We start from the raw sequence: 13732 nt of genomic DNA, 5'->3' as shown, positions 1-13732 counted from the left end.
AAGAGCAGAGTCGATCTGCTCTTTTTGTATGGAAGCTTTGGTCTAATTGCTTTGCGAAAGTATGTTCGTATGCTAGAATTATTATAAGTAATGGGAGAAAGTTAATACTTTCTCCTTTTTTTCCGAGTTTAAGAAGAGGTGCCAATATGATTAAAAAAACGAATAATAATTTTGACCTAGTTTCGAAATTTACTCCAACTGGTGATCAGCCGGAAGCCATTAAGGAATTGACTCAAGGAATCAAAAATGGAGATCGTGATCAGGTCCTTTTGGGTGCTACTGGAACTGGTAAAACCTACACCATGGCAAATGTCATTAAGAACATTAACAAGCCAACGCTGGTTTTATCGCACAATAAAACTTTAGCTGGGCAACTTTATAGTGAGCTCAAGCAGTTGTTTCCTAATAATGCGGTCGAATATTTTGTGAGTTATTATGATTTTTATCAGCCTGAGGCCTATGTTCCTTCCAGTGATACCTATATTGAAAAGGATGCTTCGATTAATGACGAGATTGATCAACTCCGCCACGCAGCAACGAGTGCTCTACTAGAACGAAACGATGTTATCGTTGTGGCTTCAGTTTCCTCAATCTTTGGTTTAGGAAGTCCAAAAGAATATCAGGACCATACGGTTTCGTTGCACGTTGGACAACAACTAGAGCGCGATGTCTTTTTGCGTCAGTTGGTTAACATTCAATTCGATCGAAACGACATTGATTTTCAACGTGGTCGCTTTCGTGTACATGGTGATGTAGTAGAAGTCTTTCCGGCTTCTAGAAATGAACATGCCTACCGGATCGAATTTTTCGGTGACGAGATTGACCGAATTACTGAAGTTGACACGTTGACTGGTGAAGTTATCGGTGAACGAAAACAGATTACAATTTTTCCTGCCACTCACTTCTTGACTAACAAGGAAACGATGGATGTGGCTTTACCTGAAATCAAGGATGAAATGGTAAAACAGGTTGCTAACTTTGAGAAAAAGGGCAAACTACTTGAAGCTCAAAGATTGAAGCAACGGACCACCTATGACATTGAAATGATGCGTGAAATGGGATATACAACTGGGATTGAGAATTATTCTCGTTATATGGACCGCAGAAAACCTGGCGAAGCTCCATACACATTATTGGACTTTTTCCCCAAAGATTATTTGATGTTCATTGATGAATCACATCGAACGGTTCCGCAAATCGGTGGAATGTTTAACGGTGATAAGGCTAGAAAGCAGCAATTAATTGATTATGGATTTAGACTTCCCAGCGCGCTTGATAATCGACCATTAAAGTTACCTGAGTTTGAAAAACGGGTTAATCAAGTAGTTTATATGTCAGCCACTCCGGGTCCATATGAAGAGGACAAGACTAATCACGTTGTCCAACAAATTATTCGTCCAACTGGACTACTTGATCCAACCGTTGAAGTTCGTCCCACGAAAGATCAAATGGATGATTTGGTTGGTGAAATCAATAAACGAGTTCAAAATAACGAACGTACCTTCGTTACGACCTTAACCAAGAAGATGGCAGAAGATTTAACCGATTATCTAAAAGATTTGGGAATTAAAGTAAAATACTTGCACAGTGATATTAAAACCCTCGAAAGAACCCAAATTTTACGTGATTTGCGTTTGGGTAAGTTTGATGTTTTAGTTGGAATTAACCTGTTGCGTGAAGGGATTGACGTTCCCGAAACATCATTGATTGCAATCTTGGATGCTGATAAGGAAGGCTTTTTGCGTGACAAACGTTCCCTTGTACAAACAATTGGAAGAGCAGCTCGTAATTCACACGGACATGTTATTATGTACGCGGACAACGTTACCGATTCGATGAAGTACGCGATGGATGAAACTGCCCGTCGTCGTTCCATTCAGATGAAGTACAATCAGGAACACAACATTACCCCTAAGACCATTATCAAACCAATTCCTAAGGCCATTTCTGCGTATAAACAGGGCGAGAAAAACAACGATGATAATACTAATGGAAGCTTTGTTGAATCCGATTTTGACCAAATGAGTGCTAAGGATCAAAAGGAAATGATTGATAATTTAGAGGACGAAATGAGAGCTGCAGCCAAAAAACTTGATTTTGAGCAAGCTGCTAACTTAAGGGATACCGTGATGCAGCTTAAGGGTGAGAAAAAGAAAAAGTGAGGTGGTTAGATGGCAAATGACGTCATTAAAATTAAAGGCGCCCGTGAACATAATCTAAAAGACGTAAATGTTGATGTCCCCAAGAATAAAATGGTGGTAATGACCGGTTTATCTGGTTCAGGTAAGAGTTCTTTAGCTTTTGATACTCTGTATGCTGAAGGTCAACGTCGTTATGTCCAGAGTCTTTCCTCTTATGCTAGACAATTTTTGGGTCAAATGGATAAACCTGACGTTGATTCGATTGAGGGACTTAGTCCAGCCATTTCAATTGATCAGAAAACAACTTCAAAAAATCCTCGTTCAACCGTTGGAACTGTCACTGAGATTAATGATTATTTACGTTTATTGTGGGCAAGAGTTGGGACGCCAATTTGTCCAAATGATGGAACGGTCATTACTAGTCAATCCGTCGATCAAATGATTGACGAAATCATGGCCCTCCCTGAACGAACTAAATTGCAGATTATGTCACCAGTTGTCCGTGACAAAAAGGGGCAACACAAAAAAGTTTTTGAAAAGATTAAGCGGGAAGGCTTTGTAAGAGTCCGAGTAGATGGTGAAATCCATGATGCGACCGAAGATTTTGATTTAGATAAAAATAAGCGTCATAACATTGACGTGGTAGTTGACCGAATTGTCGTTAGAGACGGGATTAATTCACGATTGTCAGATTCACTTGAGACAGCTTTACGTCTAAGTGATGGATACGCCATTGCTGACTTTCTTGGTAAGCGAGAGCCGATGGTGTTTTCGGAACATTACTCTTGTCCGATTTGTGGTTTTACGGTTGGAAAACTTGAACCGCGTCTTTTCTCATTTAATGCCCCATATGGAGCATGTCCTGAGTGTGATGGATTAGGAGTTAAGTTGGAAGTCGATAACGATTTAGTGGTCCCAGATCAAGATAAGACGCTTAATGAGGGAGCAATTGAACCATGGAATCCAATTAGCTCAAAATACTATCCAGCAATGTTAGAGCAGGCTTGTAAAGCCTTTAATATTGATATGGATACTCCATACCGTAAATTACCAAAGAAACAGCGTGATCTATTGATGAATGGTTCCAAGGGGAAAACGTTCCATTTTCACTACAAGAGTGATTTTGGTGGAGTTCGTGATGTCGACGCTCCCTTTGAAGGGGTCCTTAACAACGTTAAACGTCGTTATCATGAAACCAACAGTAATTTCACTCGAGAACAAATGGAAAAGTACATGACAGAATTAACTTGTCAGACTTGTCATGGGTACCGATTAAACGAAAAGGCTTTGGCAGTTAAGATTAATGGCAAACACATTGGAGAAGTTTCTGATATGAATATTGCCGATGAACGCCAATTCTTTAGTAAACTCACTTTTGGTGAACAAGATACGGTAGTTGCTCATCCAATTATTAAGGAAATCTGTGATCGACTGGAATTTTTGGAAAACGTTGGATTGAACTATTTGACCCTTTCCAGATCGGCCCGAACGCTTTCTGGTGGTGAAGCACAGAGAATTCGACTTGCAACCCAGATTGGTTCAAATCTCTCAGGAATTTTGTATGTACTTGATGAACCATCCATTGGTCTTCATCAGCGTGATAATGATCGGTTAATTAAGTCCCTGAAAAAAATGCGTGATTTAGGTAATACATTGGTCATTGTTGAACATGATTCAGATACGATGCGTTCGGCCGATTATTTAATCGATGTTGGTCCAGGAGCAGGAGAGAAGGGTGGTAAGATTGTTGCCACCGGGACTCCAGAACAAGTGGCTCAAAATCCGAAATCATTAACTGGTCAATATCTTTCTGGAAAGAAGTTTATTCCCGTTCCCTTAAAACGACGAAAGGGGAACGGCAAAAACGTCACCTTAAAGGGTGCTTTAGAAAATAATCTCAAAGACATTACCGTTAAATTTCCACTTGGTAAGTTTGACGTGGTGACGGGAGTTTCTGGTTCCGGAAAGTCTACGTTGGTTAATGATATCTTAAAACGAGCCTTGGCCCAGAAGCTGAATCATAATTCGGAAAAACCAGGCAAGTATAAATCAATCACTGGATGGAAGAACATTGAAAAACTAGTAAGTATTGATCAAAGTCCGATTGGCCGAACCCCTCGAAGTAATCCAGCTACATACACTGGAGTCTTTGATGATATTCGGGGCTTGTTTGCCCAAACTAACGAGGCCAAACTTCGCGGGTATAAAAAGGGACGGTTTAGTTTTAACATCAAGGGTGGTCGTTGTGAGACTTGTCATGGTGATGGAATCTTGAAGATTGAGATGAACTTTCTCCCTGATGTTTACGTTCCGTGTGAAGTTTGTCATGGAAAACGGTATAATTCTGAAACGCTTGAGATTCAATACAAGGGAAAAAATATCGCTGAAGTTCTTGACATGACCGTGAATGAGTCGTTAGAGTTTTTCAAAGCCATCCCAAAGATTACGCGAAAGTTGCAGACCATTTCTGACGTGGGACTTGGTTACGTGAAATTAGGTCAACCAGCTAATACCTTGTCAGGTGGAGAAGCACAACGAATGAAGTTAGCTTCTGAACTCCATAAGCGTTCAACTGGAAATAACTTTTATATTCTTGACGAACCCACTACGGGACTTCATACTGACGACATTAAGCGATTAATTGGGGTCCTTTCTAAACTTGTTGATAAGGGAAATACCGTTCTGATCATTGAACACAATTTAAACGTTATTAAAGAGGCTGACCACGTGATCGACTTAGGTCCAGAAGGTGGAGCAGCTGGTGGATACGTAGTTGGAACTGGAACACCCGAACAGATTGTCAAACTGAAAAATAGTTATACTGGTGAATATTTAAAACCCGTCCTAGAGCGTGACACCAAGCGAACCATTGAAGCTCAACAGCATCAGCAAAAGTAGATGTGGTAAAATATGGTTGAAACAAACAATTGGAGGTCATATTTATGATGTACGAAGATAAAAAATGGGGATTTGATTGGTTTGAATGTCTATTTGGCGTTGTCTTATTATTAGCCGCTGTTTTGATGTTCTTCCACCCAACTACAAGTGCTGCTGTTTTGGCAATCATATTCGCCGTCGTTGCATTAGTTGCCGGAGTAAAATCAATTTGGGTCTATCGAAAGTTAAGTCAAGAAATTGGCTATCGAAGTTTTACGATGTTAATTGGTGGTGCGATTGAAATCTTGTTAGCACTATTGTTCCTGTTTAACGTTCACGCTGGGACCTTTACCCTAGGGATCCTATTTGCAGTTTGGATTCTGGTTTACTCAATCTGTCAGTTGATTGTAGTTGATCACATTCGTAAGTTTAACGGTGGGGTCTTCTGGACATCACTTGTTTTTGATCTTATTACACTATTTTTAGGAATTTTCTTACTGTTAGACCCAAGTCTAGCTGCTAAGGTTTTAGCTATAATTGTGGGAATTGTCCTGTTAGTGGCAGGAATTAACATGATTATGCTGGCATTTGCTCACAAACTATAAAATTAATTAAGACACCTTAAATTAATGAGGTGTCTTTTTTGGATTAATTCTTAATTAATATCTTAATGGGGGGAAGTCTTTACTAGTTATTATTTTACAGGCATGATACTATTATATTGAATTATTAATCAATATTAGGAGGGTCATTATGAAGAATTTACTTTTAGGTTTTAGTTTGGGTGCAAACATCGTGTTAGGTTACTTAGTACTTGAAGATCGTTATGATTTAGACGATATTGCTGATCGCATCGATAACTTGAGTGACGTTGCCCAAGGTAAGGCACAGCAAATTAAGGGTGCTATCTCTGGTGACACCATGGATAAGATCAAAGGTGACCTACAAAGCAGTAAGGGGAACTTTATGAACAAAGCTCAAGATGTTAAAGATGACATCGACAGTGACCTTGATAACGAATAATTAGATGGGAAAAAAGCAATTTTCAATAATAAAGCGTCATATAATATTTAGACTTTTTATATAAATTTATACTTCTAAGGATTCATACCGATTTAAATTGGTATGAATCCTTTTTTTTAGAAATTCGTTTATCATCAAACCGTTTGAAGAGAGTTATTCACTAGCGAGAATTGTTCTAACTCTTTCGGGTAATTAAGGCTTTTTACACATTAAGAGAATAATGAATGTGAATTTAATTATAATTAATATAATGTGATTTCTTTTATAATTTTATTCACAAGCGACCATGTAACCCACTAAGAACCAATGTTGGCAAACATCACAAGAAATGATTTTATGTTTTGCTAATGATTTATTAGCAAATTAATTTTCACGGTAATTCTCACATAGTGCGAGTAAACGGGGCTTGCGGAGTATCTTGTTGCTATACTTGGCGTTGAATTTGGCTGTCATTTTCATTATGTACAATCATTAATTAACATTTAAAATTATTATTAGGAAAAAGTTAGAATTACGTTGCTATCATTGGACTCACGCAGCTAATGTTACAAAACCATTACGATTTTTCGTTTTATTTACACACAATGAGAAACAATTACCTCCATGCATTGGTTAATCGTGGAAAACACTGCCATGTATGCCTTTGTTTTACTCATGTTGTATAAAATACGATTGTGTTCAATTTAATTTCAGATTGTGCAATAATTACTTAAGGCTAAGTAGGCCGGTAAGTATAGATTAATTTGAAATTAGAAGGGCAGGTTTTTATTTATATGTTTAATCGTGATAGCAAAACACATTATAAGATGTATAAAGCTGGTAAACGATGGCTGTTCAGTGCCATTACAGTCACCATGTTTTCAGCCGGGATTTCAGGCGGAATCCTTATGTCTAATCAACATAATGTGAAAGCGGACGTTACTAATAACACTCAGATGAATTCACAAAATAGTGATTCGTCTGATAAGCAAGTTGTAGTACCGCAAAATCAGACTACCAATGATCCGGCAACTGAACAGAACGTCACCAATAGTGATGAGGCAGCAAATACACAGGCTAATTCATCACAAAACGACACAACTGATCAAAATGTTACCAAGAATGATGACGCTTCAGCTAAGCAGACCGACTCATCACAAAATAAGTCTTCTGATCAAAACATAGCCAAAAATAATGACACCACATCAGATAAGCAAGCTGACGCTGATGCCACTAAAAATGACAACACTACCAATCAAAAGGCCGATTCAGCAAAAGACCAAGCAACTGACCAAGACGCCAATAATAGTGACGATGCTTCAAGTCAGAAGAATGATGCATCACAGGACCAGTCTTCTGATAAAAAAGCTGACTCTGATGCCACTAAGCAAGACGCAACTAAGAATGATGACACGACTAATAAAGTAGCCAATGCATTAAAAGATCAATCAGCAAATCAAAATTCCGATCAGAAAGCAACTACAAGTGATAACACAGCAAATAAACAAGACGCTGCGGTAGCTGCTAACCAAAAGACTGATGATCAAGCAGCAACCATGAAGCAAACGGCGGCAGCTTTAGCCACCGATGATGGTCAAGCTAAAGTTGCAACTACCAATTTTGCCGAAAGACAACCATTCAACGTTGACATGCAAGATCCAGATTATAAGGCACTAGGAGTTCCTTGGGTCGATCCTGATGAAGAGCACTATACTTACGGATATGTAAGTGTTAATGCCCCAGAAGGCACAACCAAAGTTAAGTGGTTAGTTTGGTCAACTGATCGTAATGGTGATGGAACTGTTTATGTAAACGAAATTGATGCTGATGGTAATGTAATTGGAACTTATCTATTAAAGGATAATGGTACAACTTTGTCTTCCACTAACGTTGATGGATTGCATTACTACAAGTGGGATGATCATAATACTGGAGTTGGTTTCAATGCCGACCAACCAGATGGTTACTCACTTATTAAAGAGTGGTTCTATAACAATTCTAGTGATAGTGCTGTTCCACTTGGTCAGATGTCAATTATAACTCCAGAGGTTGTTGATCAAGTAGTTACATGGACTAACCGTGATACCGGGCAAGTAATGGTTACTAAAACTTACAAGGGAATTGCTGGTCAACATTATACGATAAGTGGATTACCACCAGAAATCCCAACCACTTATTATATTTCTACACAACCTACTAACGCGTCCGGCTCTGTTTCAAACTTTGGTGTTCCTGGTACTGTGTGGACTGAATATTATAGAGAGGGTTATCGTCTTGTTTATACTGAGACTGATGATCATGGTGGTATGAAAGTTCAACTCTTTGATAAAGATGGTAATTTAATTCAAGGTAGTGATGGTCAAGATACTTATTACATTGATGCAAATTATATGTATGATCCTGCTAACAAGCAGTATTCTTGGAGTATTGATGGATACGGTAGAATTATCCTTTTGTCAATTTATGTGCCACAATCACGGAAAATTGACTTTGGAGTTGCTCAACTGGGAAAATTAGTTCCAGTTGATTCCAATGGCAATCCGATTGACAATGGATCCCACGATGTTCCATACGAAACGCAACCAGACGATCCTACTAAAGCACAACAACCTCAATTACCCAATATTCCTGGCATGATTCCAATGGACCCCCATGATCCAAGTCAACCATTAAAACCAGGTCCAGATGGGACTTATCCATACCCAATTACGGATCCAGGTTCAGATACCAAGGTCCCTTATGGCCCCGCTACCAGTCAAGTAACTGATAATAGTGGTCAAGGTACCATTACCGTTCACTACAAGGACGCTAACGGCAACACCGTTTCACCAGATAAGACGATGACCGTGCCGTTTACGAGAACAGGGACTAGAGATAACGAGACTGGTAACATTACTTGGGGCGATTGGGAGCCAGCAGGAGATGCTCATCCAGTAATCACTTCACCAACCGTTACCAATATGACTCCTGATCAGCCAACGGTTACTGGAAATGCCACTGAAGGTAAGGATGATGTTCATACCGTGATCTACAGTGACACCATGAGTACAGTTACTGATGACAGTGGTAAAGGAACCGTGACCGTTCACTATGTTGATGCTAACGGCAAGACCATGGCAAAAGACCAGGTTGTTACCGTTCCATTTACTAGAACGGGGACTAATAATGAAAAGACTGGTTCAATTACTTGGGGTGACTGGAAGCCAGCCGATAACGCTAACCCAGTCATTAATTCTCCCAAAATTACTGGTTACACACCAAGTCAAGCTAGTGTAACGGGTGATGCTGCTGAAGGAAAAGACGATGTTCATACCGTTGTCTACACTGCCAATGAAGAACAGGCTCACGTTGAATACATTGACCAAGATAATGGCAATAAAGTTCTAGTAACTGATAACTTAAACGGGAAGTTCGGTAGTCAATCTGATTACAGTACTGCGGATCGGATTGCCGGTTACGAAGCACAAGGCTACGAGTTGGTATCCGACGGATACCCAAGTGGTTACAAATTTGGTGACAATAATCCCACCTTCCAAGTTGTCTTAAAGCACAAGACCAAGGAAGTTACGCCAGATAACCCAGGAAACCCAGGTCAACCAGTGGATCCTAACAACCCAACGGGACCGAAGTATCCTGATGGCACTAGCAAGGACAACTTGACTAAGTCCATTACGAGAACCATCCACTACGTTTACGCCGATGGCAGTAAAGCCGCAGATGACAAAGTAGAAACGGTTACGTTTAACAGAACGGCCACCTTTGATGAAGTAACTGGTGAGATAACTTACGGTGCTTGGACATCTGACAATGATGTCTTTAGTTCGGTTGATTCACCAGCCATTACCGGTTATACCCCTGATCAAGCAACTGTTGGTTCTTAAACTGCCACTGCTGATACGAAAAATTCAGACGTTAAAGTCACATACACTACTAACGATGAGCAAGCTCACGTTCAGTACATTGACCAAGATGACAACAACCGAGTTATTACAACTGACAATCTAACTGGTAAGTTTGGTTCTAAGTCTGATTACAGTACAAAGAACGAAATTGCCAGCTTAGAGGCCCAAGGTTACGAATTAGTCACTGATGGCTATCCAAATGGTTATGAATTTAATACCGACAACCCAACTTTCAAAGTTGTTTTTAAGCACAAAACCAAGACGGTTACGCCAGATAACCCGGGACAACCAGTTGATCCAAATAACCCAACTGGACCAAAGTACCCAGATGGAACTGGTGTAAATGACTTGACTAAGAACATTACGAGAACGGTGCACTACGTCTACGCTGACGGTAGTAAAGCCTCCGATGATCGTACTGAAACGGTTACTTACACTCGGACCGCAACCTTTGACCAGGTTACCGGCAAGATCATCAGTTATGGCGACTGGACTACTAAGAACGCGGTCTTCGATTCAATCGATTCGCCCGAAATTACAGGATACACTCCTGACAAGGCAACCGTTGGTGCTCTAACTACTACTGCCGACTCAACCGACTCGACTGATACGGTTACCTACACTGCTAACGATGAACAGGCTCATGTTCAGTACATTGACCAAGATGATGGTAACCGGGTTATTAAAACTGACAATTTAAACGGTAAGTTCGGTTCTAAGTCTGATTACAGTACAAAGAACGAAATTGCCAGCTTAGAGGCCCAAGGTTACGAATTAGTCACTGACGGCTATCCAAATGGGTATGAATTTAATACCGATAATCCAACTTTCAAGGTTGTCTTGAAACACAAGATGAAGACGGTTACCCCTGACAATCCAGGAAACCCAGGACAACCAGTTGATCCAAACAACCCAACTGGACCAAAGTATCCAGATGGTACTAGCAAGAATGACTTGACCAAGACCATTACGAGAACGGTGCACTACGTTTACGCTGATGGTAGTAAAGCTTCAGAAGACCGCATTGAAACGGTTACGTTCAACAGAACGGCCACCTTTGATGAAGTTACTGGTAAAGTAACTTACAGTAACTGGACTTCAACGAACGCCGTCTTCGGTTCAATTGTTTCCCCAACCATTACGGGATACACTCCAGATAAGACAAGTGTTGGTTCTGAAACTGCAACGGCTGACACACCAGATTCAAGTGTCACGGTTACCTACAACGCTAACGATGAAGTCGTTCACATTAACTACGTGGATCAGGATAAAGGCAATGCCCTTATCACTAGTGATACTGTTAATGGTAAGTTTGGTAGCAAGGCCGATTACAGTACGAAAGATGAAATTGCTAAGTTAGAAGCGCAAGGATATGAATTAGTATCCGACGGTTACCCAAGTGATGGCTTTACCTTCAACACTGATGGTCCAACCTTTACGGTTGTGCTCAAACACAAGACTAAGGAAGTTACGCCAGACAATCCAGGAACTCCAGGTCAACCAGTTGATCCAAACAACCCAACTGGACCAAAGTATCCTGACGGAACTAGTAAGACTGATCTCACTAAGAACGTTACTAGAACCATTCACTACGTTGATAAGAATGGTAACAAGTTAGCTGATGATGTGGTTCAATCAACTACCTTTACTAGAACGGCAACGTTTGATCAAGTTACTGGTCAGGTAACTTACAGTGCATGGACGACTAAGAGTGACGTCTTGAGTGGGGTTAACTCGCCAGTTATCAATGGTTACTACACCAACACTGCTTCAGTTGGACAAGCAACGGTTAACGCTGATTCCAACGACTCTGAAGTAACCGTTGTCTACTATGCCTTAGGTCACTTAGTTCCTGATGTTCCGGGCAGTAACCCAATCGTTTATCCAAATGATCCCAACAACCCAAGTGATGCCGGTAACCCACTTATCCCTGACATTCCTGGATATACTCCGGTTGATAAGAACGGGAACAAGTTGGTCCCTGGCACACCATATCCGATCGATCACAATGATTTAGGGAAAGATACCCCAATTCATTATGTGAAGAATGCTGAACCAGAAACTCCGGTAACTCCAAACAAACCAGAGAAACCTTCAGCACAACCGGAACAACCAGAACCAACTAAGCCAAGTGCACCAAAGGAAGTTCCGGCCGCACAACCGGAAGCTCCGAAGGCTAAGCAGGCCCCACAAACTCCTGCTAAAGCACCGGCTCAACCAGCTAAACCACAAGCAAAGCAAGTTCCAGCAGCTAAGCCAGCTAAAAAGTCTGAAAAGAAGACGACGTTACCACAAACTGGTCAAAGTTCTGATAGCTTCTTAAGCCTGATCGGAACCATGCTTCTGTCACTTCTCAGCTTCTTTGGCTTAGGAAAATGGTTTAAAGACCGAAAAGAAACCAAGTAAGTTTGTGATTTAAAAATATGCTAGATTAATAAGTTTAAAGGCTAACATCCATTTTGGGTGTTAGCCTTTTTATAAATCCATACTTTCAAGGATTCATACCGATATTTAATCTGTGTGAGTCTTTTTTTCTTACCTGAAATGTTTGCTTTAATGTTAAAAGAATATTTAGTCATAATAAAAAGCTCCAAATCAGTTAGTTTTTACCTAACCATTTTGGAGCTTATTAATGTCTAACAATTACAGAGCACTTCATAAATTAATAAAATGTTTTTTAATGACAAATTATTAGTCAACGTTTTCACGTCGAACCACACAGGTACCTTCAGGGACTTCGAAATCTTTTTGAATCAAAGTTAATTTTCCGGTATCGGCGTCTCGTGAGTAAAGAGTAGCATTGTCACTGTTTTGGTTAGCAACGATAAACATTGATTCATCGGCACTAAAGTTAAAGTCGCGAGGGAATTCACCTTCACTTGAAATCAATTGAATTCGTTTTAAATCACCATTTGGTTTAATCTTAAAGACCGCAATTGAATCGTTACCACGGTTTGAGACATAGACAAAGCGGTTGTCCTTTGAAACTTTGATTCCAGCAGCACCGTTGTGACTTTCCCAATCGTCAGGAATGGTTGAAACAATTTGTTGAATCGTGAATAATCCAGCCTCTTCGTTGTAGTCAATCACAGCAACTTTACTGCTTAGTTCACCAACAAGGTAACCCTTGCCAGTTCCTGGAACAAAAGTAATGTTTCGTGGTCCAAAGCCAGGGTGAGCGTTGACTTCGCTGACTAAGTTTAATTTACCTTGATCAGAAACATCATAGAGGTAGACGCGGTCAAGACCAAGGTCACACACTACCAGTCGATTATCAGGAGTTAGATTGGCATAATGAGGGTGTGGTCCGTCGGCCTGCTCAGGAAGTGGCCCAGGAATTCCATTATCTTGGGCACGATCGGTAAGCTTTAAAGTGCCATCTTCTTGGATTTTGTAAACGCTGGCGTGTCCCATGTGGTAGTTGGCGGTAAAGACAAATTGGCGTCTTTCGTCAATGGAAACAAAGGCGGCTGAAGTACCTTTTTCGATGCATTCCTGCATTTCTTTAGCTGGGATGGTTTTACCATCGAAAGTTGCTACTCCACCACGGAGTTCTGGTTCGTCCATATTACGATCAACGGCGTAGATCTTGTGGGCTTTTGACTCGGCAAGATATGTAGGACTCCCAATCTCGGCTACTAATTGAGTATTTTGTAATCTTTTTTTGTCGGTATCTAACTCGATTTGGTAGATCCCCTGGCTAGCATTAATGGTGTAAGTTCCAATTAAATATTTTTCAATCATGATCTCAATTCCCTCCTAATATATACAGTTTCATTTTGCCACAAAAGTGATCCTTTTGCAGTCGAA

At 40.4% G+C, this 13732-nt stretch carries 7 protein-coding genes and 2 pseudogenes; 8 read left to right on the top strand and 1 reads right to left on the bottom strand.

Annotation, left to right across the window (positions count from 1 at the left end; genetic code table 11):
- Positions 1-146 precede the first annotated feature (146 nt).
- From uvrB to AC6UDG_RS06000, 8 genes and pseudogenes are all read left to right on the top strand, one after another.
- The gene (gene uvrB / locus AC6UDG_RS06035) at positions 147-2162 is read left to right on the top strand and encodes an excinuclease ABC subunit UvrB (protein ID WP_500694435.1); all 2016 of its coding nucleotides are present in this window, start codon (positions 147-149) and stop codon (positions 2160-2162) included.
- Between the two features lie 9 nt (positions 2163-2171).
- Positions 2172-5039: an excinuclease ABC subunit UvrA gene (uvrA, locus tag AC6UDG_RS06030; protein WP_500706800.1), complete on the top strand. Its 2868-nt coding sequence runs from the start codon at positions 2172-2174 to the stop codon at positions 5037-5039.
- A gap of 44 nt (positions 5040-5083) precedes the next feature.
- Positions 5084-5623, top strand: coding sequence for an HdeD family acid-resistance protein (locus AC6UDG_RS06025; RefSeq protein WP_500696117.1), 540 nt, complete (start codon positions 5084-5086; stop codon positions 5621-5623).
- A gap of 148 nt (positions 5624-5771) precedes the next feature.
- Complete coding sequence (locus tag AC6UDG_RS06020) at positions 5772-6041, top strand: CsbD family protein (RefSeq protein WP_500694432.1); 270 nt, start codon at positions 5772-5774, stop codon at positions 6039-6041.
- 773 nt (positions 6042-6814) lie between these two features.
- A pseudogene (locus AC6UDG_RS06015) lies at positions 6815-6913 on the top strand (KxYKxGKxW signal peptide domain-containing protein); the annotation flags it as partial.
- 15 nt (positions 6914-6928) lie between these two features.
- On the top strand, positions 6929-9901 hold the full coding sequence (locus AC6UDG_RS06010; protein WP_500706826.1) for a mucin-binding protein: 2973 nt from the start codon (positions 6929-6931) through the stop codon (positions 9899-9901).
- Positions 9902-9973: 72 nt separating this feature from the next.
- Positions 9974-10162, top strand: a pseudogene (locus AC6UDG_RS06005) (mucin-binding protein); the annotation flags it as partial.
- A 108-nt stretch (positions 10163-10270) separates the two neighbouring features.
- Positions 10271-12328, top strand: a complete 2058-nt coding sequence (locus AC6UDG_RS06000) for a mucin-binding protein (protein WP_500706799.1) — start codon at positions 10271-10273, stop codon at positions 12326-12328.
- Between the two features lie 285 nt (positions 12329-12613).
- Here the strand turns inward: AC6UDG_RS06000 and AC6UDG_RS05995 are convergent, their stop codons facing one another.
- Positions 12614-13666, bottom strand: a complete 1053-nt coding sequence (locus tag AC6UDG_RS05995) for a lactonase family protein (protein WP_500694287.1) — start codon at positions 13664-13666, stop codon at positions 12614-12616.
- Positions 13667-13732 lie beyond the last annotated feature (66 nt).

The sequence above is a fragment of the Fructilactobacillus sp. X2R1C1 genome (assembly GCF_059901435.1).
Note: the sequence above shows the minus strand (reverse complement) of the source record. Positions and strands in the feature narration are given on the sequence as shown.